The following is a 21,032-nucleotide window of genomic DNA, read 5'->3' as shown; positions in this document are numbered from 1 at the left end:
TGACTCTCCCAACAGATGACGAACCTCAGTGTATCCGCGCCAAAATGGCTGATAAACTGGCCTGAATGCGCAACATTGGGGACAAAGCGTGGCTAATTTACCGTCTATGCCGTTGGATAACCTGACCGACCTGCTGGTATTCATTCGCGTCGCCGACGCCTGCAGCTTCACGCTGGCGGCCGAGAGACTGGGCATCTCCCGATCGGCGGCGGGCAAATGCGTGAACCGATTGGAGGCGCGATTGGCGACCCGGCTGCTGCAGCGCACCACGCGCAGCGTCAGCCTGACCGAAGACGGCGCAGTGTTTTACGAATATGCGCAGCGCATCCTGTCGCAGGCCGAAGAGGCAGAAACGGCGCTCAATACGCGGCGGCAAACCCCGCGCGGGCGGCTGCGGCTGGATGTGCCGGTCTCGTTGGGGCGGTTGCATATTTTGCCGATTCTGCGGGAATTTTTGGCGCAGTGGCCGGAGGTGGACGCCGACGTCAGCTTCTCCGACGATTACAGCGATTTGGTGCGCGACGGCATCGACATGGCGATCCGCGTCGGCGGCAGCGACGACAGTCGGCTGGTGCGGCGGGTGCTCGCGCCGCACCGCCTGATCACCTGCGCGGCGCCGGACTATCTGGCGCGCTACGGCACGCCTGCGACACCGGAGGCGCTGGGCGATCACGAGACGCTGGTCTTCAGCCACCAGGGATTGCCGGCGCCCTGGCGCTATCGGGTTAACGGCCAACTGCACGAACAGCCGGTGCGCGGCCGGATGCGTTTCAACAACGTCGAGGCATTGCGGGATGCAGCCGTCGCCGGGGCCGGTCTGTGTCAGGTAGGGGCGTTTCTGGTCGGTGAACAGATGGCGGCCGGCACGCTGGTGCCGGTGCTGGAACGCTATTGTCGCCCGGGGCCGCCGATCTGCGCCGTCTATCCCAGCCGACGCCATCTCTCCCCCAAAGTGAAACTGTTTCTGGCGGCGATCGAACGGCGCTGGCAGGGCAAGGCGATTTGGGAAACCGTTTAGCGCAGGCGGTTTACGCCGCTTTCAAGGCCAGCGTTCGCCGCATTAGGCGATAGCCGCCGGCCGCCACCAGCAGTACGACCAGGCCGGCCGTGAGCGTGACGCCAAAGCCGGCCGTTATCCCCGCAGCGTCGATCGCCAGGCCCGCCAGGGCTGCGCCGAACGCCACGCCTATCCCCAGACCGGTGACCATCCAGGTCAATCCCTCCGTCAGCCTGGCGGGGGGCACGATGTTTTCAACCAGCCCCATGGCAATGATCATGGTCGGCGCGAAAAACAGTCCGGCGACAAACATCGCCGCCGCCAGCGTCAAGACATTGTGCACCCACAGCAGCGGCAGGGTAGTGAATGCGGTGGCGAACGCCGCGTATAAGAACAGGCGGGGCAAGGGGACGGGGATCTTCATTGCGCCGAAAATCAGCCCGGCGAGGCAGGAGCCAAACGCGTAAACCGACAGCACGATGCTGGCGGCGGCCGGCTGGCCTTGCTGCTCGGCGAAGGCCACGCTGATGACGTCCACGGTGCCGACAATGGTGCCCAGGGCGATCAGCGCCAGCACCAGAATTTGCATTGACGGCATAGCCAGGATGGCGCGCTGCCGCTCGCTGTTGTGGGTGTAAACCGGGGGCTGTGTGCTTTTTTGCAAGGCGAATGCCGTGACGCCCGCCACCAGAAGCAGCGCGGCCACCAGAGGACCGGCTTCTGGGAAAAGTGAAACGCTGAGCCCCACGGCGATCGGCGGGCCGATGATAAAGGCGACTTCGTCCAACACCGACTCGAATGAAAATGCCGTGTGCAGCTGCGGCGTGCCGCGATAAATTTCGCTCCAGCGAGCTCTGACCATCGCGGAGATGCTGGGCATGCCGCCCGCGAGCGCGGCGAAGACGAACAGCGCCCAATCCGGTGCCTGGCAGCGAGTGCAAATCAGCAGCAGCAAGAGGGCGATCGCGCTGGTCCCGGTGGCATACGGCAGCACTCGGCGTTGGCCGAAGCGATCCGCTGCGCGCGCGATCTGCGGCGCGAGCAGCGCCATGGAAAAGGCGAACGTCGCCGCCACCGCGCCCGCTAACCAATAGGAGCCGCGTACCTGCGAGAGCATGGTAATGATGCCGATGCCGGTCATCGAGACCGGCAGGCGCGCGATTAGCCCGGCAGAGGAAAACGCCTTGCTGCCCGGGGCGGTGAACAGTTTGAAATAAGGATTTGCCATAAAATGGGCTCCGGAATGTTGCGGCTCGGTATTCGCTCAATGTCCATCATTGACATACGCCACGTATGTTACGTTAATTGACATACATAGCGTATGTCAATTATAACGTCATCAATAACGAGGCGGGAGTGAACCCATGGCACGTAAAGCGCGTACCGAAATGATTGAAGAAACCCGACAAAAGCTGGTGGCGGCGGCCCGCCTGCAATTCGGCAACGTGGGGTATGCCGAAACGGTGATGGATGATCTCACCGCCCAGGCCGGCCTGACGCGCGGCGCGCTCTATCACCATTTTGGCGATAAAAAGGGGCTGTTCCTGGCGGTGGTGCAGGCGATAGATGCGGAGATGGATGCGCATCTGGCTGAGATAACCGCGAGTACTGCGGATGACTGGGAGGCTTTTGCGGCGCGTTGCCGCAGTTATCTGATCATGATGACGGAGCCGCAAGCGCAACGCATTCTGTTGCGTGATTCACCTTCGGTGCTGGGAGCTGAATATCTGCGGGCCAGCAAGCTGGCGTGCATCAGCTGGATGACGGGCGCATTGGAGTTATTGATGGCGCAGCGGCGTATCGCCGTTGCCGATCCGGAAGCGCTGGCGCATTTAATCAACGGCGGCCTGATGGATGCCGCGCTGTGGGTCGCCCATCATCCGGAAAAAGACGTGGGGCTGGAACAAGCCTTGGCCAGTTTGAACCTGTTGCTGAACGGGCTGCGTTCCACCGCCGTATAGCCGTATAAGTGTTGATGTCAGCCGCCGCGCCGTTACCACGGCGGCTTAAGAGTGAACGGCAGCGGGCTCGACGTTTTGCGCCAGCTGAATATTGTTGCGGCCGCTGTGCTTCGCCAGATAGAGCGCGGCGTCGGCCGCGCCTATCGCCGATTCGATGTCCAGTTTTTCCAACGCGGAGATGCCGGCGCTGAGCGTCAGCGTGCCGCTGTGCTGCGGACTGGCGCCGTGCGGGATGTTCAGCTCCGCCACCCGCTGGCGCACCCGTTCGGCCAGCTGCGCCGCGTAGCCTTCGTGCACGTTGGTCAGCAGCACCAAAAATTCTTCCCCGCCGTAACGCACCACGATGTCGCGCGAACGCACCGCATCGCGGATGGCGACCGCCACCTGCACCAACGCCCGATCGCCCATGGCGTGGCCGTAGCTGTCGTTATAGACCTTGAAGTGGTCGATATCCAGCAACAGCACGTAATGATGGCCGGTTTGCGGTTCCAGCAGCATCGTGATCTTATTCTCCAGCCCGCGCCGGTTATAAAGGCCGGTCAGAGGATCGATCATGCTCAAATTATTGAATTTATCTCGCTCGTTATACAGGTTGGCCACCAGCGCGTGAGTAAAGATTTCACTGCGTTTCAACATCAGGTGGTGGATGGAGAAAGCGATAATAGGTAATAGCGTGGTGAATAATATCCGCAGGGTATTATGCATGCCGTCTAAAGCCAGGATCACCATTGCGGAAGGCACGGCGTGTAAACAAAAGGCGGTAAAGTTGTCCGTCAGGGAAATAGCGCTGATAAAAAAGATGCTAAACAAACTAATTAATAAAAAATCTTGGTTATTCGGTAGGCAATATTGACTTTTAACGTAAATATGTGCGGCCCAGAGCAGGCCGAGCACGCCGGCGAACAGGTTGAGTTTGCACAAGTATTTGCGTGGCGTTTGCAGGGACAATAGCGCGGCTACCAGACAAAATAGCGGTATACATAATAAAGGTAGGGTAAATGCGGGCGTATCCCTAAAAGGGAACAATAATGTAAATACGGAAGAGGCGGCATTCATTATCAGAAAAAGAAATAATGCCAGGCGCTGCTTGCTGTTCAGTAATTCCTGATAAGAACGGGCGTTCATACGGAGGTCACTCTTTGCAAAGTCGTTCTGTCGAATAATTAAGGTTGAGAAGCATTCCTTTGGCGCGAATATCCACTTGAATTGCATGGTTGAGGATTGTGATTATTATCATGCAAACAGGACTAGGAATTTTCTTATGTCAAATTATCATTTTTTCATGCTGGTGTCATCTGGGTTTGGTCAGCGCAGTGAAAATGATGCGGCGGCCAAAAAAGTGTTATATGATATTGGTTATCATTATCACTTGAAGGGGGTTGTCATGCTCACCGCCATGATTGCCGCGTGCGGGCTGTGGGGCGTCAGTTGGTGCCTCGGGGATCGCCTGGCCAGCGCCTGGGGCGTTTTGCTGCCTTGTGCGCTGATGCCGCTGCTGGCCTTGATCGACCTGGATATGGTGCAGTTGCGCACCCTGATCGTGATAGCGATGTTGGCCACGCTGGTGATGCTGTTCAACAGCCGGCTGCGCCACTATCTGCTGCTGCCTTCCTGTATGGCGCTGGCGGGCGGCCTGGCGGCAATCAGCCTCAACTTCAGCTTCGGGTGAAACGCCGGAAACGGCAAAACCACGCTTAGGCGTGTTTATCATCAATGCATTGGGATTTTTTCGAAGGAACTACCGGAGAGATCATCAATTGGTGCGAAGAGAGGGACTTGAACCCTCACGTCCGTAAGGACACTAACACCTGAAGCTAGCGCGTCTACCAATTCCGCCACCTTCGCACAGTCGATGTTGTTGCTTTGATTTATATTACGTCGCCAGCTTGGTGCGAAGAGAGGGACTTGAACCCTCACGTCCGTAAGAACACTAACACCTGAAGCTAGCGCGTCTACCAATTCCGCCACCTTCGCATCGATGCTGAGTGCAATATAAATCATGTGGTTATTTGGTGCGAAGAGAGGGACTTGAACCCTCACGTCCGTAAGGACACTAACACCTGAAGCTAGCGCGTCTACCAATTCCGCCACCTTCGCGTACCAGAAACATTACCGGAGTAACGTTACCACGGAGGCGAATTCTAGAGATTTTGGCGGACACGTCAACAGTTATTTCCCCGCTTTGCGGGCGTTTGCTGGAAAAACAGCCATATCGCCGCTTTTCTGCTGGTCAAACAGCCAAATCAGCCAATCAATCAACACTCTGACCCGCGGCGCCAGGAAACGGCCGGGCGGATACATGATGTAAATCGGCATCGGCGGAGGCGGCGTTTCCGCCAGCACTTCCACCAGTTCGCCCTGTTCCAGCCAAGGGGCAAGCGAATAGCGCGCCGCCTGTATCAATCCCATGCCGGCACGCGCGCCGGCGATATAGGCGTCGGCGCCGCTGACGCTCAGCCGGGCGGGCAGTTCGCGCAGTTCCAGCTTGCCGCCGCGGCAAAACTCCAGCGGGTAATCGCGGTTGCTGGCCAGCGAAAAATACCCCACCGCGCGGTGCGGCGCCAGGCTATCGATGTCGAGCGGCGTACCTTGGGCCTGCAGGTAAGCGGGGGAAGCGCAGGTGACCTGCGGCAGCTTGGCGATCCGCCGCGCCACCAGGCTGTCGTCTTCGGTTTCCCAGGCGCGCAGCACGCAGTCCACGCCTTCGCGCAGCAGATCGACGTGGGTGTCGTTGGCGCCCAGCGCCAGCGTGATGTCGGGATAGCGCCGGTAGAAGTCGTCCAGCGCCGGAATGACGACTTCGCGCGCCAGCGAATGGGGCATATCGATGCGCACTTTGCCGGACGGCTGCAGCTTATGGTGGCTGAACAGCGTGTCCGCCTCCTCCAGCGCGCCCAGCAACTGCACGCAGCGTTGATAGTAGAGACTGCCTTCGCTGGTCACCTGCACCTGGCGGGTGGTGCGGATCAGCAGGCGTACGCCCAGCCGCTGTTCCAGCCGTTTCAGCGCGTTGCTGACCGTGGCGCGCGGCAGCTGCAGGCGTTCGGCCGCCCGGCTGAAGCTGCCCAGTTCGACGATGCGGGTAAAAATGCGCATGGCTTGAACCTGATCCATGTCCACTCCGGATTGTTGGTGATTTTTGAACAGTGATGTGCAATCTGCATTATTTATCTTTGTCGAGTAAACAACCAGACTTTGCTGCGTTATCCATTCACCGCATGAGGGCAGCACAATGCAACAACGTAAACTCGGTTCCCACGGTCCCGTCGTCTCCGCCCTGGGGTTGGGATGCATGGGCATGAGCGACTTCTACTCCACCGGCGCCGATCGGCAGGAAGCCATCGCCACGCTGCACCGGGCGCTGGAGCTGGGCGTCACGCTGCTCGACACCGCCGACATGTATGGCCCGCACACCAACGAAGAGCTGGTGGGGGAAGCGATCAAAGGCAAGCGGCAACAGGTGTTCCTGGCCACCAAGTTCGGCATTCTGCGCGATCCGGCGGATCCTTCGGCGCGCGGCGTCAGCAGCCGGCCCGAGTATATCCGGCGCTCCGTCGAGGGCAGCCTGCGGCGCTTGGGCGTGGAGGAGATCGATCTTTATTATCAGCACCGGGTCGATCCGCAGGTGCCGATCGAGGACGTCGTGGGCACGATGGCGGATCTGATCCGCGAAGGCAAGATCCGCCACATCGGCCTGAGCGAGGCGTCGGTCGCCACGCTGGAGCGGGCGCACAAGGTGCATCCGATCACCGCGCTGCAGACCGAATATTCGCTGTGGACGCGCGACGCCGAGCAGGGCGTGCTGGCGGCCTGCGAGCGCCTGGGCATCGGCTTTGTGCCCTACAGCCCGTTAGGGCGCGGTTTCCTCACCGGCGCTATCCAGCGGCCGGAGGATCTGGCCGAGGACGACTTCCGCCGCAGCAACCCGCGCTTCCAGGGGGAAAACTTCAGCCGCAATCTGGCGCTGGTGGAGAAGGTGAGCGAGCTGGCGGCGCAGAAGGGCGTCAAGCCTTCGCAGCTGGCGCTGGCCTGGGTGTTGGCGCAGGGGGAACACATCGTGCCGATCCCCGGCACCAAACGCCGTCGTTACCTTGAAGAGAACGTCGCGGCGGCGGAGATAACGCTGAGCGCGGCTGAGCTGGCGGCGATTGAAGCGGTGTTCCCGCTGAGCGCAGCGGCCGGCGATCGCTACGGCGCGGAGTCGATGACCTACATCAACGGTTAAAAAAAAGCGCGGCCTGCAGGCCGCGCTCTGTCGTTTTCCGCCAACGGCGAATTATTTCTTCTTCGGCGCGCGCGGCGGACGGCCGACGGTCGCCTGGTACACCTTGAAGCGGCCGTTCTGCGCCAGCACTTCGTGGCTGCCGAAGGTGGCGTCCAGAATGTCCGGGTATGGCAGGAAGGCGTTGGCGACAATGCGCAGTTGGCCACCGATCGGCAGGTGCTTCACCGCGCCGCGGATCAGAGTTTCGGCGGCGGTCAGGCTGGTCTGCAGCCCGTCGTGGAACGGCGGGTTGGAGATGATCATGTCGAAACGGCCGGTGATGTCGGAGTAAACGTTGCTGACGATCACTTCCCCTTCGATGCCGTTGGCGGCCAGCGTCGCGCGGCTGGATTCCACCGCGGCGGCGTTGACGTCGCTGAGGGTCAATTTGACTTTCGGCGACAGCTTGGACATTACCGAGGCCATGACGCCGGCGCCGCAGCCGATGTCCAGCACCTTGCCTTTCATGTGTTTTTCCAGCGTCGACAGCAGCAGCGAGCTGCCGACGTCCAGACCGTCGCGGCTGAACACGCCCGGCAGCGTTTTCACTTCCAGATCGTGCAGCTGATAGCTGTCCCACCAGTCGTTCAGGTCGAACTCGGTCTGCGCGTCCAGGCGGCCGTGATACAGGCCACAGCGGCGCGCGCTGTCGATTTTCACCAGCGTGACGTGGCCTTCCAGCGTTGGCTCGGCGCTGCGCACGCCGCTGCGGTTTTCACCGACCACGAACACGTCCGCGCCCACCGGCAGCAGCGCCAGGATGTTGCACAGCTGGAATTGCGCTTCCTGCTTGCTCTTCGGCCAGTAGTAAACCAGCGTGTCGCAGTCGGCGACGAAAGCGGGATCGACGGTCAAACCGAACTGCACGTTATCGCCCATCGTCCGGTTCAGTAACTGCCAGTGATGGTATTGCTGAGTGTGGACGCGCACGTCCGCGGCCTCGAATTGGGCCGGCAGGCTGTCCTGCAGGTCGCCGGCAAACAGCACGCGGCGTTCGATAAATTCATCACTGTGGCGCAGCATGACTTCACTGGCGGGGGTTAATGCAGACATCAGATATTGGCTCCTGGAAATGAGACCGGGGATTATAGAGCTTTGTGGCGATATGTTCGACGGGTTTGTTGGCGCGGGCTGCGCGGGTTTGTTAGCATAGCGCGGCGCATGGCAGGCATGGCGCACCACAACGGGTAGGAATCGGCATGGCATCAAAACGCGACTGGCTGTTACAACAACTGGGTATTACGCAGTGGACATTGCGCCGCCCGGGCGTGTTGCAGGGCGAAGTGGCGGTCAGTCTGCCGCCCGAGACGCGCCTGCTGGTGGTGGCGCAGACGCAGCCGGCGCCCGACGATCCGCTGTTTTGCGACGTGCTGCGCAGCCTGGGGCTGACGCCGGCGCAAACCTACAGCCTGACGCCGGAACAGGTGGCGATGCTGCCTGAAGAGACCGCATGCAACAGTTGGCGGCTGGGCGTGACGGAACCGCTCGCGGTCGCCGGCGCGCAGCTACACAGCCCGGCGCTGGCCGAGCTTTCCCAAGACGCGGGGGCCAAACGCGCCCTCTGGCAGCAGATTTGTCATCATGAACACGATTTCTACCCTGACGGCGGCCGACCTGGCCACGGCCTTCAACATTGAGCAAGCCAGCCACGCTTTCCCCTGGACGGAAACCACCTTTGCCAGCAATCAGGGCGATCGCTACCTTAACCTGAAGCTGAGCGCCGATGGGGAGATGGCGGGGTTCGCCATCACGCAGATCGTGCTGGACGAAGCCACGCTGTTCAACATCGCCATTCATCCGCAGCACCAGCGCCGGGGCTTTGGCCGCCTGCTGCTCAACGCGTTGATCGAACAGCTGGAGAGCCGCGGCGTGGTTACGCTGTGGCTGGAAGTCCGTGCCTCCAACCAGGCGGCGATCGCGCTGTATGAAGATCTCGGTTTCAACGAAGTCACCGTGCGCCGCAATTATTACCCGAGCGCCCACGGCCGCGAAGACGCGATCGTGATGGCGTTGCCGCTGGGGTAATCAGCCCGGCCGGAAAAAGCATTGATTGTCACCGGTTGGCAAATCGGCGAAAATGCCCGGCTGTTATCTTTTATTCACCGCTTTGCCCGGCGCCGCGATCGGCGCGTTCTGATGATGTCGCAGGGCGGACTAACCGTAGAACCTGAAAACCATGTCTCCTAGTGAATTTGCCCGCGAAGTCTCCAAAAGAAGAACTTTCGCCATCATCTCGCACCCCGATGCCGGTAAAACCACCATTACCGAAAAAGTGCTGCTGTTCGGACAGGCGATCCAGACCGCCGGTACGGTAAAAGGCCGTGGCTCCAGCCAGCACGCCAAATCCGACTGGATGGAAATGGAAAAGCAGCGTGGGATCTCGATCACCACCTCCGTGATGCAGTTCCCGTACCGCGACAGCCTGGTCAACCTGCTGGATACCCCGGGGCACGAGGACTTCTCCGAAGATACGTATCGCACCCTGACCGCCGTGGACTGCTGTCTGATGGTGATCGACGCCGCCAAGGGCGTTGAGGATCGCACCCGCAAGCTGATGGAAGTCACCCGTCTGCGCGACACGCCGATCCTGACCTTCATGAACAAGCTGGACCGCGACATCCGCGATCCGATGGAAGTGATGGACGAAGTCGAGCGCGAACTGAAAATCGCCTGTTCGCCTATCACCTGGCCGATCGGCTGCGGCAAGCTGTTTAAAGGCGTTTATCACCTGTACAAGGATGAAACCTACCTGTACCAGACCGGTAAAGGCCACACCATTCAGGAAGTGCGCATCGTCAAAGGCCTGAACAACCCGGAGCTGGATGTCGCCGTAGGCGAAGATCTGGCGGCGCAGCTGCGCGATGAGCTGGAGTTGGTGCAGGGCGCTTCCCACGAGTTCGATCAGGCGGCGTTCCTGAGCGGCGAGCTGACCCCGGTGTTCTTCGGTACCGCACTCGGTAACTTCGGCGTGGATCATATGCTGGACGGTCTGGTGGCCTGGGCGCCGGCGCCGATGCCGCGCAAAACCGACACCCGTGAAGTGACGGCGGCGGAAGAGAAATTCACCGGCTTTGTGTTCAAGATCCAGGCCAACATGGATCCGAAACACCGCGACCGCGTGGCCTTTATGCGCGTGGTGTCCGGCCGCTACGAGAAGGGCATGAAGCTGCGCCAGGTGCGCACCGGCAAAGACGTAGTGATCTCCGACGCGCTGACCTTTATGGCCGGCGACCGTTCGCACGTGGAAGAAGCCTACCCGGGCGACATCATCGGCCTGCACAACCACGGCACCATTCAGATCGGCGATACCTTCACCCAGGGTGAAGACATGAAGTTCACCGGTATTCCGAACTTCGCGCCGGAGCTGTTCCGCCGCATTCGCCTGCGCGATCCGCTGAAGCAGAAACAGCTGCTGAAGGGGCTGGTGCAGCTGTCCGAAGAGGGCGCGGTACAGGTGTTCCGTCCGATCGCCAACAACGATCTGATCGTCGGCGCGGTCGGTGTGCTGCAGTTCGACGTGGTGGTGGCGCGTTTGAAGAGCGAGTACAACGTGGAAGCGCTGTACGAATCGGTCAACGTGTCGACCGCGCGCTGGGTCGAGTGCGACGACGTGAAGAAGTTCGAAGAGTTCAAGCGCAAGAACGAGATCAACCTGGCGCTGGACGGCGGGGACAACCTGTCCTACATCGCGCCGACCATGGTGAACCTCAACCTGACGCAGGAACGCTATCCTGACGTGACCTTCCGCAAGACCCGCGAACACTGATACATCGGCAGGGCGCCCGGTGCGCCCTGCCAATTCCCCGTATTCTCACTCCGCTAATTAATAAATCTTCCTCATATTTTATCCTGCGAATCGATGTCGCCCAGGCGAGACGCGATTGGCCTGCGTTTTCCGCCGCATGGTCTATCTTTAACGAGATGTCCGCACATTGCTTGAGAGTAAATCACTGTAATACGCTTATTGTTTGGTGAGTTATTCTGATGTGTTGCCGATAGGAGACAGTCTGTTTCCTTAAATATCAATGAGATGACTGTTTTACCGTTTCGTGTCACTTGGTCTGTCGTCAATAGGCGACAGTTTTTTGATTAAAAATCCGACTCAACGCTTTTTTTGTTTGATTTTTAAGGTGTTTATGGAGTTGGCACGGCGGTTGCAATATTCCTGTCGTGAACGCTTAATCGTATAGCGATGATGAAGTATTTACCGAGAGGCCGCGTGAAGGCGGCTGAAGGGTTCCGGCGCTCTGGCGCTGGGGCCCCCAACAAAAGGAAGAGATCGATGAAAAAGACCAAATTTGCACACTCGCTGATGGCTGTTGTTTTGGGTTCTGCTTTGGTGAGCGGCACTGCGCTGGCCGAAGACAGTCTGCTCAACAAGGCGTCTAACGCCGCGGACAGTGCCGGTGCCAAAATCGATAGCTCCATGAAAAAAGTTGACGGTTACATGGATGACAGCGCGATAACGGCTAAAGTTAAAAGTGCATTGGTGGACGATAAGAGCATCAAAAGCACTGACATTTCGGTGAAAACCGAAAAAGGCACCGTGATCCTGAGCGGGTTTGTCGGCAGCCAGGCGCAGGCAGAGCATGCGGTTGCGGTTGCCGGCAAGGTGGAAGGCGTCAAAACCGTCAGCGACAAGCTGCACGTGAAAGATGAAGCCAACCAGTCGATCAAATCGTATGCCGGCGACACCGCCACCACCAGCGAGCTGAAAGCCAAGCTGCTGGCCGATGACATCGTGCCGTCGCGCAATGTGAAAGTGGAAACCACCGATGGCGTGGTGCAGCTTTCCGGTGAAGTGAAAACGCAGGCGCAGTCTGAGCGTGCCGAAAGCATCGCCAAGGCTATCGACGGCGTGAAAAGCGTGAAAAACGACCTGGTGGTCAAGCAGTAATCCCGCCATGGCGCCCGTAACAAGTAACAACAAGCCGCATCTGTCGGGCCGTCAAGGCGGCCCGACGTGTACCACCAAAAAAAGAAACTGATTTGCCGTCGATGTCCCGTTGTCGGGGCGGTAGACGGCAGCGAATTTTTTCACAATGGTAAGGAGAAGCTTATGTTTCGTTGGGGCATTATCTTTTTAGTCATCGCGCTTATCGCTGCGGCACTGGGGTTCGGTTCGCTGGCGGGCACCGCCGCCTGGGCCGCCAAAGTCGTGTTCGTTGTCGGCATCATCCTGTTCCTGGTCAGTCTGTTCACCGGCCGTCGGCGCCCTTAGCCGGCCGGCATTTTCCTGCAAACTGTAACAAAGCTTAATTCCTTTTCTCACGTCGGGGAGGGCCGGCCATGAACAGCGACATCATCGTCGGGCGCTGGAAACAACTGAAAGGTCAGGTATGGCAGGCTTGGGCCGAATGGTCCGGCAGCGATGGTGCCTGGTTGGCCGGCAGCAATGATTTCCTCGTCGGCGTGCTGCAAGAGGATTACGGAAGAGAGCGAGACGCGGTATCCTCGGAGAAAACGTCTCACTGAGGATGCCAAGTTGGGATACAGAATACCCATCACGCTCGGCAATATAGAACCGCTGGCGTCTAAACCTTTTCGACCAGGAAAAATGGCGTTGGTCTGCGAAGGCGGCGGCCAGCGCGGCATTTTCACCGCCGGCGTGCTGGACGAGTTTCAGCGCGCGGGCTTTAACCCTTTCGATCTGCTGATCGGCACATCGGCCGGCGCTCAGAATCTGTCTGCCTATATCTGCGGGCAGATGGGCTACGCGCGCCGGGTGATCACCCGTTACACCACTTCGGCACAGTTCTTCAATCCGCTGCGCTTCGTGCGCGGCGGGCATCTGATCGATCTCGATTGGCTGGTTGATACGGCGGCGGCGCAGATGCCGCTGGCGATGGACGTGGCGGAACAGCACTTTACCGACGGGCGCGAATTCCTGCTGTGCGCCTGCCGCAGCGACGATTTCGAACCGACCTATCTGCCGGCGCAGCGCGAACGCTGGCTGCCGGCCATCAAGGCGTCCAGCGCCATTCCCGGCTTCTACCGTCAGGGCGTGGAGTTGGACGGCGTCAGCTATCAGGACGGCGGCATCAGCGATGCGATCCCGGTGGAAGAGGCCTATCGCCGCGGCGCCGACACCATCGTGGTGATCCGCACCGTGCCTTCGCAAATGTACTACACCCCGCAGTGGATGAAGCGCATGGAGCATTGGCTGAGCGACAGCAGCCTGCAGCAGATGGTGCGCATCCTGCAGCATCACGAGCAAAGCTATCACCGCATCCAGCGCTTTATCGAAAAGCCGCCGGGCAAGCTGCGCATCTTCGAGATCTTCCCGCCGAAGCCGCTGGCCAGCAATGCGCTGGGCAGCCGATTGGGGGCGCTCAATCAGGATTATCACCTGGGGCGCCGCTGCGGCCGCTACTTCCTGGCCACCGTCGGCCAGTGGATGGCGCAGCAGGAGCCCGACGGCATGAAGGTGCGAAAAGCGTTGTCGCGCCGCCTGATCCAGCCGGAGAACGTCAGAATGCCTTCGCCGATCGTGACCGACATCGCCATGCCCACCGAGCGGGCGGCGCAGCCGGAGGCGGCGGTAGCGGCGCCGAAAATCATCCTGCCGGGCGATCTGCCGCCGGGTGAAGGGGGCGCGCTGTGAGTTACGCCTTTACCGACACCCACTGCCATTTCGATTTCCCGCCCTTTACCGGGCATGAGGCCGAGAGCCTGGCGCGGGCGGCAAGCGCCGACGTAAAGCGCATCATCGTCCCGACGGTCACCGCCGATCGCTTCGCGCGGGTGTTGCGGCTGGCGCAGGAGCATGCGCCGCTGTTCGCCGCACTGGGGCTGCACCCGCTGTATATCGCGCAGCATCATGAGCCGCAGTTGGAACAGTTGGCGGCGCTGCTGGCCGAACGGCCGCACAAGCTGGTGGCGGTGGGGGAGATCGGGCTCGATCTGTATATGGATAACCCACAGTTCGAGCGGCAGCACAGCGTGCTGCTGGCCCAACTGAAGCTGGCGAAACAGCATGACCTGCCGGTGATCCTGCATTCGCGCCGCACCCACGACCAACTGGCCGCCGCGCTGCGGCGCATGCAGCTGCCGCGCCGCGGCGTGGTGCACGGCTTTGCCGGCAGCCTGTCGCAGGCGCAGGCGTTTATCCGCCTCGGCTATTACATCGGCGTGGGCGGCACCATCACCTATGAGCGGGCGCAGAAAACGCGCGCCGTGATGGCGCAGCTGCCGCTTGAGGCGCTGCTGCTGGAGACCGATGCGCCGGACATGCCGCTGGCCGGCTATCAGGGGCAGCCGAACCGCCCCGAGCGCGCCGCCGAGGTGTTTCACGCGCTGTGTGAACTGCGGCCGGAACCGGCCGACGTGATAGCCGCCCACCTGCAACGCAATACCCAAGCGCTGTTCGCCATGCCGAATTGAGGTCTGCATAACGTGACTTGCGTCACGTTATAAGATTTTCATTTGCGTCTCGTTGTATACATTTGTGACATAAATCGGTGCGAGGGTGACCTCGCTCAGTATAATCCCCCCCGAAACTCTCCAATAGCAGACCTCTCTTCATGAGCAGGGATGTATTTTATTTTTTGCAACAGGGAAACTTTGCATGCAACTCATCATGAGTCTGGTCGGGATGGCGGTGCTGATCGCCATTGCGGTGCTGCTCTCCAGCAACCGTCAGGCCATCAAACTGCGCACCGTGGTGTGGGCGTTCATCATTCAGGTCGGTATCGGCGCGCTGGTGCTGTACGTGCCGCTGGGCCGCAGCATCCTCGGCAGTATGTCTAACGGCGTGGCAAATGTTATCGCTTACGGCAATCAGGGCATTTCGTTCATCTTCGGCGGGCTGGTTTCCGACAAGATGTTCGAGGTGTTCGGCGGCGGCGGCTTCGTGTTCGCGCTGCGCGTCCTGCCGGTGATCGTGTTCTTCTCCTCGCTGATTGCGGTGCTGTACTACCTCGGCATCATGCAGTTGGTGATCCGCGTGCTGGGCGGCGGCCTGCACAAGCTGCTGGGCACCTCGCGCACCGAATCGCTGTCGGCGACCGCCAACATTTTCGTCGGCCAGACCGAAGCGCCGCTGGTGGTGCGTCCGTATATCGCCACCATGAGCCAGTCAGAACTGTTCGCCGTGATGTGCGGCGGCCTGGCTTCGGTGGCCGGTTCGGTGCTGGCGGGATACGCGCAGATGGGCGTGCCGCTGGAATACCTGATCGCCGCGTCCTTCATGGCCGCGCCGGGCGGGCTGCTGTTCGCCAAGCTGATGGTGCCGGAAACCGAGCAGACCCACGATAAAGACGATGCGATGAAACTGATCGCCGAAGAGGATCGTCCTGCCAACGTGATCGATGCGGCGGCTTCCGGCGCGGCTTCCGGCATGCAGCTGGCGCTGAACGTCGGCGCGATGCTGCTGGCGTTTATCGCGCTGATCGCCTTGCTCAACGGCATTCTCGGCGGCATCGGCGGCTGGTTCGATTACCCGCAGCTGTCGCTCGAGCTGATCCTCGGCTGGGTGTTCTCGCCGATCGCCTTCCTGATTGGCGTGCCGTGGAGTGAAGCGATGACCGCCGGTTCGTTTATCGGCCAGAAGATCATCGTCAATGAGTTTGTCGCCTATATGAACTTCGGCGCCTATCTGCGCCCGGACGATGTGGTGGCGGCGGAAGGCCTGCAGGTGCTGTCAACGCACACCAAGGCGATCATCTCCTTTGCGCTGTGCGGTTTCGCCAACCTCTCCTCGGTGGCGATCCTGCTGGGCGGTTTGGGCAGCATGGCACCCAACCGTCGCCATGACATCGCGCGTTTCGGTCTGAAGGCCGTGGCGGCGGGCACGCTGTCCAACCTGATGAGTGCCACCATCGCCGGCTTCTTCCTGGCGCTGTAAGCCCTCGCTGAGCCCGCGTCGGCGCGACCGATCGCGGGACTCCGCCTATACTCTAAGCAACGCGGGTGCTTGCCGCATCCGCGATCTTCAGCCGCTTCTTTAGCGAATTTGTGAACGATATCGCGTTATTTTGTGATGTTCTTCACATATAATTCCGGTCTGTTACAGTGCTATTTCATATAGTGTGACGATGAACGCGAATCGCCCCCGGCATTCGTGTTCAAATAGCTATTACTGGCCGGCCGCAAGGCGGGTGGCCATGTGCGGTGAGAAGGATCTCAGTTGCCGCCGCGGGAACGCCGTTCCCCTGCGCTATCTTCATGGAACCAAGTCCGCTCGCCAACACCCAGGTACTCAGTTGGAGAGTTTTATGACCGAATTAACCGCAGCAGCGCAACGTGCGCTGAACTTGATGGATTTAACCACGCTGAACGATGATGACACCGACGAGAAAGTGATCGCCCTCTGTCGTCAGGCCAACACCCCGGCCGGCCACACGGCGGCCATCTGCATCTACCCGCGTTTTATCCCGGTGGCGCGTAAGGCGCTGCGCGAGCAAGGCACGCCGGACATCCGTATCGCCACCGTGACCAACTTCCCGCATGGCAACGACGATATCGACATCGCGCTGGCGGAAACCCGCGCGGCCATCGCCTATGGGGCGGATGAAGTGGACGTGGTGTTCCCTTACCGCGCGTTGATCGCCGGCAACGAACAGGTCGGTTTCGAGCTGGTGAAACAGTGCAAACAGGCTTGCCAGGCGGCCAACGTGCTGCTGAAAGTGATCATCGAAACCGGTGAGCTGAAGCAGGCCGATCTGATCCGCAAGGCGTCCGAGATCGCCATCAAGGCCGGCGCCGACTTTATCAAGACCTCCACCGGCAAGGTGCCGGTCAACGCCACCCTGGAGAGCGCCGAGCTGATGATGTCAGTGATCCGCGATATGGGCGTGGCGAAGACGGTGGGCTTCAAGCCGGCCGGCGGCGTGCGCACCGCGGAAGACGCGCTGCATTATCTGCAACTTGCCGATCGTATTCTGGGCGAAGGGTGGGCCGACGCGCGGCATTTCCGCTTTGGCGCTTCCAGCCTGCTGGCCAGCTTGCTGGCCGCGCTGGGCCACCAAACCCAGACCGCCGGCGGCGGCTACTGATCGATATCGTTGGCGGGCGCCAGGCGCGCCCGTCTGCACCGACTCTCGGCGACACAGGGGGATGCCTTGTTCCTGGCTCAAGAAATTATTCGTAAAAAACGCGACGGCCAGCCGTTAAGCGAAGCGGAAATCCGCTTTTTCATCAACGGCATTCGCGACAATGTGGTGTCGGAAGGGCAGATCGCCGCGCTGGCGATGACCATTTATTTCCATGACATGAGCATGCCGGAGCGCGTGGCGCTCACCATGGCGATGCGCGATTCCGGCACCGTGCTGGACTGGAAGAGTTTGGCGCTGAACGGCCCGATCGTCGACAAGCACTCGACCGGCGGCGTGGGCGACGTGACTTCGCTGATGCTCGGTCCGATGGTGGCGGCCTGCGGCGGCTATGTGCCGATGATCTCCGGCCGCGGCCTGGGGCATACCGGCGGCACGCTGGACAAACTGGAAGCCATTCCGGGCTTCAATATTTTCCCGGACGATAACGCCTTCCGCAAAATCATTCAGGACGTCGGCGTGGCGATCATCGGCCAGACCAGCTCGCTGGCGCCGGCGGACAAGCGTTTTTACGCCACCCGCGATATCACCGCCACCGTGGATTCTATCCCGCTGATCACCGCCTCCATTCTGGCCAAGAAGCTGGCGGAAGGGTTGGATGCGCTGGTGATGGACGTGAAGGTCGGCTCCGGCGCCTTTATGCCGACCTATGCCCTGTCGCAAGATTTGGCGCAGGCGATCGTCGGCGTGGCCAACGGCGCGGGCTGCAAGACCACCGCGCTGCTGACCGACATGAATCAGGTGCTGGCTTCCAGCGCCGGCAACGCGGTGGAAGTGCGCGAAGCGGTGCGCTTCCTGACCGGCGAATACCGCAACCCGCGCCTGCTGGAAGTGACGCTGGCGCTGAGCGTAGAGATGCTGTTGTCCGGCGGCCTGGCGCAAGATGAGGCCGACGCGCGCGCCAAGCTGCAGGCGGTGCTGGATAACGGCAAGGCGGCGGAGGTGTTTGGCCGCATGGTGGCGGCGCAGCAGGGTCCGATAGACTTCGTCGAACGCTACGATAGCTATCTGCCGGCGGCAACGCTGAGCAAGCCGGTGTATGCTGAAAAGCCGGGCATCATCAGCGCCATGGATACCCGCGCGCTGGGCATGGCGGTGGTGTCGTTGGGCGGCGGCCGCCGTCGGGCGAGCGACGCCATCGATTACAGCGTCGGCCTGACCGAGATGGCGCGCCTGGGCGATACGGCGGATTCCCAGCAGCCGCTGGCGATGATCCACGCCAACGATGAAGAGAGCTGGCAGCAGGCGGCCGATGCGGTGCGCAGCGCAATGACGCTGAGCGATAAGGCGCCGGAGGCGACGCCGGTGGTGTATAAGCGCATCACTCAAGCGTGATGACCCTCGTCTTTCAAGCCGTAGCGTTGTTGGCTACACGCGTGCACCCCAGTCACTTACTTGAGTAAGCTCCTGGGATACACGCGCTAGCCGCCTAGCTACAACTTGAAATCCATTGGGTATAAATTTAGAGAATAAGGGCGATTGCAGTTTTGCGGTCGCAATAGCGTGAGAACACGCAGGAGAGCACAGATGAAACGCACATTTATTATGGTATTGGACTCCTTCGGCATCGGCGCCAGCGAAGACGCCGAACGTTTTGGCGATCAGGGTTCCGACACTCTGGGCCACATCGCCGAGGTTTGCGCGCGCGGTGAGGCCAACGTGGGCCGTCAGGGCCCGCTGACGCTGCCTAACCTGAGCCGTCTGGGCCTCGGCAAAGCGGCGGAAGAGTCGACCGGCAACTTCCCGCAGGGGCTGGATCGCAACGCCGACATCATCGGCGCCTACGGCTACGCCAGCGAGCTCTCTTCCGGTAAAGACACGCCGTCTGGCCACTGGGAAATCGCCGGCGTGCCGGTGCTGTTCGACTGGGGCTACTTCAAGGACGAGCACAACAGCTTCCCGCAGGCGCTGCTGGATAAGCTGGTGGAGCGCGCCAATCTGCCGGGCTACCTGGGCAACTGCCACTCATCCGGCACCGTGATCCTCGATCAGTTGGGTGAAGAGCACATGAAAACCGGCAAGCCGATTTTCTACACCTCCGCCGACTCGGTATTCCAGATCGCCTGTCACGAAGAGACCTTCGGCCTGGAGCGCCTGTATGAGCTGTGCGAAATCGCGCGTGAAGAGCTGACCGAAGGCGGTTACAACATCGGCCGCGTGATCGCGCGTCCGTTTGTCGGCGACAAGCCGGGCCACTTCCAGCGCACCGGCAATCGCCACGATCTGGCGGTAGAGCCGCCGGCGCCGACCGTGCTGAAAAAGCTGGTGGACGAGAAGGGCGGCGAAGTGGTGTCGATCGGTAAAATCGCCGACATCTATGCCAACGTCGGCATCACCAAGAAGGTGAAGGCGACCGGCATCGACGCGCTGTTCGACGCGACCCTGATCGAAATGGAAAAGGCCGGCGACAACACCATCGTGTTCACCAACTTCGTGGACTTCGACTCCTCCTACGGTCACCGTCGCGACGTGGCGGGCTACGCCGCCGCGCTGGAGCTGTTCGACCGCCGCCTGCCGGAACTGCTGAAGCTGGTGAAAGACGAAGACATCATCATCTTCACCGCTGACCACGGCTGCGATCCGACCTGGAGCGGCACCGACCACACCCGCGAGCACATCCCGGTGCTGGTTTACGGCCCGAAAGTGAAACCGGGTTCGCTGGGCCACCGCGAGACCTTCGCCGACATCGGCCAGACCGTCGCCAATTACTTTGGCCTGTCGCCGATGGATTACGGTAAGACCCTGTTCTAAGCCCTGTCTTTCAAGCCGCAGCGTTGTTAGCTTCACGCGTGAACCCCAGTCGCTTACTCAAGTAAGCGCCTGGGGATCCACCCGCTAGCTGCCTGGCTGCAACTCGACATTCAAGGCTTGGATGTTTGACGTTTCTATTAAATAAGATTTCTAAAGGAAGAAAATTATGGCTACGCCGCACATTAATGCTGAGATGGGTGATTTCGCTGACGTAGTACTGATGCCGGGTGACCCGCTGCGCGCAAAATACATCGCCGAAACCTTCCTGGAAGGCGCGGTGGAAGTGAACAACGTGCGCGGCATGTTGGGTTTCACCGGCACCTACAAAGGCCGCCGCATCTCCGTAATGGGCCACGGCATGGGCATTCCGTCCTGCTCCATCTACGCGCGCGAGCTGATCGCCGAATTCGGCGTGAAGAAGATCATTCGCGTGGGGTCCTGCGGCGCGGTGCGTGACGATATCAAACTGCGCGACGTGGTGATCGGCATGGGCGCGTGCACCGACTCCAAGGTGAACCGTCTGCGCTTCAAGGACAACGACTACGCGGCGATCGCCGACTTCGACATGGTGCGCAACGCGGTCGACGCGGCGGCGGCGCAGGGCATCCCGGCGCGCGTGGGCAACATCTTCTCCGCCGATCTGTTCTACACCCCGGATCCGGATATGTTCCAGGTGATGAAGAAGTACGGCATCCTGGGCGTGGAAATGGAAGCGGCCGGCATCTACGGCGTGGCGGCGGAGCTGTACGAAGAGTTCGGCTGTAAGGCGCTGACCATCTGCACCGTGTCCGACCACATCCTGCGTCACGAAGCGACCACGGCGGCGGAACGCCAGACCACCTTTAACGAAATGATCGTTATCGCGCTGGAATCCGTGCTGCTGGGCGACAAAGCGTAATACCGCGGCGGGCGTCATCATGGCGCCCGCCCGTCAATCTATTCATTCCGCATGGCCGTTTTTGGCTAACGCTTTACCTTTCAATTGGATGTGGATCCCGTTGTTACGG

General features: G+C 60.5%; 21 protein-coding genes and 3 tRNA genes. 17 read left to right on the top strand and 7 right to left on the bottom strand.

Going from position 1 to position 21,032, the window contains the following annotated elements; all coding sequences use genetic code 11:
• The first annotated feature begins 106 nt into the window (after nucleotides 1–106).
• Nucleotides 107–1,018 (top strand): LysR family transcriptional regulator, encoded by a 912-nt coding sequence (locus J0X03_RS20975; protein WP_101453549.1) that lies wholly within the window; start codon nucleotides 107–109, stop codon nucleotides 1,016–1,018.
• Between the two features lie 10 nt (nucleotides 1,019–1,028).
• On the opposite strand, the gene J0X03_RS20970 is transcribed toward J0X03_RS20975, so the two are convergent.
• On the bottom strand, nucleotides 1,029–2,225 hold the full coding sequence (locus J0X03_RS20970) for an MFS transporter (protein WP_069101051.1): 1,197 nt from the start codon (nucleotides 2,223–2,225) through the stop codon (nucleotides 1,029–1,031).
• Nucleotides 2,226–2,361: 136 nt separating this feature from the next.
• Between J0X03_RS20970 and J0X03_RS20965 the strand changes: the two genes are divergently transcribed.
• Nucleotides 2,362–2,958, top strand: coding sequence for a TetR/AcrR family transcriptional regulator (locus J0X03_RS20965; RefSeq protein ID WP_069101052.1), 597 nt, complete (start codon nucleotides 2,362–2,364; stop codon nucleotides 2,956–2,958).
• Between the two features lie 45 nt (nucleotides 2,959–3,003).
• Here the strand turns inward: J0X03_RS20965 and J0X03_RS20960 are convergent, their stop codons facing one another.
• The gene (locus J0X03_RS20960; protein WP_033641782.1) at nucleotides 3,004–4,083 is read right to left on the bottom strand and encodes a GGDEF domain-containing protein; all 1,080 of its coding nucleotides are present in this window, start codon (nucleotides 4,081–4,083) and stop codon (nucleotides 3,004–3,006) included.
• 259 nt (nucleotides 4,084–4,342) lie between these two features.
• Here J0X03_RS20960 and J0X03_RS20955 point away from each other — a divergent pair, with 259 nt between their 5' ends.
• Nucleotides 4,343–4,627: a DUF1435 domain-containing protein gene (locus J0X03_RS20955; protein WP_116286794.1), complete on the top strand. Its 285-nt coding sequence runs from the start codon at nucleotides 4,343–4,345 to the stop codon at nucleotides 4,625–4,627.
• An 89-nt stretch (nucleotides 4,628–4,716) separates the two neighbouring features.
• Here J0X03_RS20955 and J0X03_RS20950 read toward each other — a convergent pair.
• The 4 genes from J0X03_RS20950 to J0X03_RS20935 all read right to left on the bottom strand — a co-directional run bounded on the left by J0X03_RS20950 (nucleotide 4,717) and on the right by J0X03_RS20935 (nucleotide 6,072).
• A tRNA-Leu gene (locus J0X03_RS20950) sits at nucleotides 4,717–4,803 on the bottom strand.
• Nucleotides 4,804–4,845: 42 nt separating this feature from the next.
• Nucleotides 4,846–4,932, bottom strand: a tRNA-Leu gene (locus tag J0X03_RS20945).
• 36 nt (nucleotides 4,933–4,968) lie between these two features.
• Nucleotides 4,969–5,055 (bottom strand) — tRNA-Leu (locus tag J0X03_RS20940).
• A gap of 72 nt (nucleotides 5,056–5,127) precedes the next feature.
• Complete coding sequence (locus J0X03_RS20935; RefSeq protein WP_060659972.1) at nucleotides 5,128–6,072, bottom strand: LysR family transcriptional regulator; 945 nt, start codon at nucleotides 6,070–6,072, stop codon at nucleotides 5,128–5,130.
• A 118-nt stretch (nucleotides 6,073–6,190) separates the two neighbouring features.
• Here J0X03_RS20935 and J0X03_RS20930 point away from each other — a divergent pair, with 118 nt between their 5' ends.
• Entirely contained in the window at nucleotides 6,191–7,183 is a 993-nt protein-coding gene (locus J0X03_RS20930) for an aldo/keto reductase (protein ID WP_047025178.1), read from the top strand.
• 51 nt (nucleotides 7,184–7,234) lie between these two features.
• Here J0X03_RS20930 and rsmC read toward each other — a convergent pair whose 3' ends face one another.
• Complete coding sequence (gene rsmC, locus J0X03_RS20925; protein WP_033641786.1) at nucleotides 7,235–8,275, bottom strand: 16S rRNA (guanine(1207)-N(2))-methyltransferase RsmC; 1,041 nt, start codon at nucleotides 8,273–8,275, stop codon at nucleotides 7,235–7,237.
• Between the two features lie 146 nt (nucleotides 8,276–8,421).
• Here rsmC and J0X03_RS20920 point away from each other — a divergent pair, with 146 nt between their 5' ends.
• The 13 genes from J0X03_RS20920 to deoD all read left to right on the top strand — a co-directional run bounded on the left by J0X03_RS20920 (nucleotide 8,422) and on the right by deoD (nucleotide 20,923).
• Entirely contained in the window at nucleotides 8,422–8,859 is a 438-nt protein-coding gene (locus J0X03_RS20920; RefSeq protein WP_033641787.1) for a DNA polymerase III subunit psi, read from the top strand.
• A complete protein-coding gene (gene rimI / locus J0X03_RS20915; RefSeq protein WP_033641788.1) occupies nucleotides 8,804–9,247 on the top strand; it encodes a ribosomal protein S18-alanine N-acetyltransferase in 444 nt (147 codons plus the stop codon). The genes J0X03_RS20920 and rimI overlap by 56 nt, the downstream gene beginning before the upstream one ends.
• A gap of 151 nt (nucleotides 9,248–9,398) precedes the next feature.
• Nucleotides 9,399–10,988 carry a peptide chain release factor 3 gene (prfC, locus tag J0X03_RS20910; RefSeq protein ID WP_033641789.1) on the top strand — a complete coding sequence of 530 codons (1,590 nt, stop codon included), beginning with the start codon at nucleotides 9,399–9,401 and terminating at the stop codon, nucleotides 10,986–10,988.
• Between the two features lie 516 nt (nucleotides 10,989–11,504).
• Entirely contained in the window at nucleotides 11,505–12,119 is a 615-nt protein-coding gene (gene osmY / locus J0X03_RS20905) for a molecular chaperone OsmY (RefSeq protein ID WP_033641790.1), read from the top strand.
• 162 nt (nucleotides 12,120–12,281) lie between these two features.
• A complete protein-coding gene (locus tag J0X03_RS20900) occupies nucleotides 12,282–12,443 on the top strand; it encodes a DUF1328 domain-containing protein (protein WP_004933089.1) in 162 nt (53 codons plus the stop codon).
• Between the two features lie 68 nt (nucleotides 12,444–12,511).
• Complete coding sequence (locus J0X03_RS20895) at nucleotides 12,512–12,697, top strand: CsbD family protein (protein WP_004933086.1); 186 nt, start codon at nucleotides 12,512–12,514, stop codon at nucleotides 12,695–12,697.
• 10 nt (nucleotides 12,698–12,707) lie between these two features.
• A complete protein-coding gene (locus J0X03_RS20890; RefSeq protein WP_033651706.1) occupies nucleotides 12,708–13,826 on the top strand; it encodes a patatin-like phospholipase family protein in 1,119 nt (372 codons plus the stop codon).
• A complete protein-coding gene (locus J0X03_RS20885; RefSeq protein ID WP_046688209.1) occupies nucleotides 13,823–14,605 on the top strand; it encodes a TatD family hydrolase in 783 nt (260 codons plus the stop codon). The genes J0X03_RS20890 and J0X03_RS20885 overlap by 4 nt, the downstream gene beginning before the upstream one ends.
• 184 nt (nucleotides 14,606–14,789) lie before the next feature.
• On the top strand, nucleotides 14,790–16,067 hold the full coding sequence (locus J0X03_RS20880) for a NupC/NupG family nucleoside CNT transporter (RefSeq protein ID WP_160203955.1): 1,278 nt from the start codon (nucleotides 14,790–14,792) through the stop codon (nucleotides 16,065–16,067).
• Between the two features lie 370 nt (nucleotides 16,068–16,437).
• Nucleotides 16,438–17,217, top strand: a complete 780-nt coding sequence (gene deoC / locus J0X03_RS20875; protein WP_160203956.1) for a deoxyribose-phosphate aldolase — start codon at nucleotides 16,438–16,440, stop codon at nucleotides 17,215–17,217.
• 66 nt (nucleotides 17,218–17,283) lie between these two features.
• Nucleotides 17,284–18,609 carry a thymidine phosphorylase gene (gene deoA / locus J0X03_RS20870; protein ID WP_033641794.1) on the top strand — a complete coding sequence of 442 codons (1,326 nt, stop codon included), beginning with the start codon at nucleotides 17,284–17,286 and terminating at the stop codon, nucleotides 18,607–18,609.
• Nucleotides 18,610–18,801: 192 nt separating this feature from the next.
• On the top strand, nucleotides 18,802–20,025 hold the full coding sequence (gene deoB / locus J0X03_RS20865) for a phosphopentomutase (RefSeq protein WP_033641795.1): 1,224 nt from the start codon (nucleotides 18,802–18,804) through the stop codon (nucleotides 20,023–20,025).
• 166 nt (nucleotides 20,026–20,191) lie between these two features.
• Nucleotides 20,192–20,923, top strand: coding sequence for a purine-nucleoside phosphorylase (deoD, locus tag J0X03_RS20860; protein WP_004933059.1), 732 nt, complete (start codon nucleotides 20,192–20,194; stop codon nucleotides 20,921–20,923).
• The last annotated feature ends 109 nt before the right edge of the window (nucleotides 20,924–21,032 follow it).

Source organism: Serratia ureilytica (genome assembly GCF_017309605.1).
Classification (GTDB): domain Bacteria; phylum Pseudomonadota; class Gammaproteobacteria; order Enterobacterales; family Enterobacteriaceae; genus Serratia; species Serratia ureilytica.
Note: the sequence above shows the minus strand (reverse complement) of the source record. Positions and strands in the feature narration are given on the sequence as shown.

What these genes read in the sequence shown, in the direction of transcription:
- J0X03_RS20975 (WP_101453549.1), top strand. Translation starts at nt 107, where the DNA reads ATGCCGTTGGATAACCTGACCGACCTGCTGGTATTCATTCGCGTCGCC.
- J0X03_RS20970 (WP_069101051.1), bottom strand. Translation starts at nt 2,225, where the DNA reads ATGGCAAATCCTTATTTCAAACTGTTCACCGCCCCGGGCAGCAAGGCG.
- J0X03_RS20965 (WP_069101052.1), top strand. Translation starts at nt 2,362, where the DNA reads ATGGCACGTAAAGCGCGTACCGAAATGATTGAAGAAACCCGACAAAAG.
- J0X03_RS20960 (WP_033641782.1), bottom strand. Translation starts at nt 4,083, where the DNA reads ATGAACGCCCGTTCTTATCAGGAATTACTGAACAGCAAGCAGCGCCTG.
- J0X03_RS20955 (WP_116286794.1), top strand. Translation starts at nt 4,343, where the DNA reads ATGCTCACCGCCATGATTGCCGCGTGCGGGCTGTGGGGCGTCAGTTGG.
- J0X03_RS20935 (WP_060659972.1), bottom strand. Translation starts at nt 6,072, where the DNA reads ATGGATCAGGTTCAAGCCATGCGCATTTTTACCCGCATCGTCGAACTG.
- J0X03_RS20930 (WP_047025178.1), top strand. Translation starts at nt 6,191, where the DNA reads ATGCAACAACGTAAACTCGGTTCCCACGGTCCCGTCGTCTCCGCCCTG.
- rsmC (WP_033641786.1), bottom strand. Translation starts at nt 8,275, where the DNA reads ATGTCTGCATTAACCCCCGCCAGTGAAGTCATGCTGCGCCACAGTGAT.
- J0X03_RS20920 (WP_033641787.1), top strand. Translation starts at nt 8,422, where the DNA reads ATGGCATCAAAACGCGACTGGCTGTTACAACAACTGGGTATTACGCAG.
- rimI (WP_033641788.1), top strand. Translation starts at nt 8,804, where the DNA reads ATGAACACGATTTCTACCCTGACGGCGGCCGACCTGGCCACGGCCTTC.
- prfC (WP_033641789.1), top strand. Translation starts at nt 9,399, where the DNA reads ATGTCTCCTAGTGAATTTGCCCGCGAAGTCTCCAAAAGAAGAACTTTC.
- osmY (WP_033641790.1), top strand. Translation starts at nt 11,505, where the DNA reads ATGAAAAAGACCAAATTTGCACACTCGCTGATGGCTGTTGTTTTGGGT.
- J0X03_RS20900 (WP_004933089.1), top strand. Translation starts at nt 12,282, where the DNA reads ATGTTTCGTTGGGGCATTATCTTTTTAGTCATCGCGCTTATCGCTGCG.
- J0X03_RS20895 (WP_004933086.1), top strand. Translation starts at nt 12,512, where the DNA reads ATGAACAGCGACATCATCGTCGGGCGCTGGAAACAACTGAAAGGTCAG.
- J0X03_RS20880 (WP_160203955.1), top strand. Translation starts at nt 14,790, where the DNA reads ATGCAACTCATCATGAGTCTGGTCGGGATGGCGGTGCTGATCGCCATT.
- deoC (WP_160203956.1), top strand. Translation starts at nt 16,438, where the DNA reads ATGACCGAATTAACCGCAGCAGCGCAACGTGCGCTGAACTTGATGGAT.
- deoB (WP_033641795.1), top strand. Translation starts at nt 18,802, where the DNA reads ATGAAACGCACATTTATTATGGTATTGGACTCCTTCGGCATCGGCGCC.
- deoD (WP_004933059.1), top strand. Translation starts at nt 20,192, where the DNA reads ATGGCTACGCCGCACATTAATGCTGAGATGGGTGATTTCGCTGACGTA.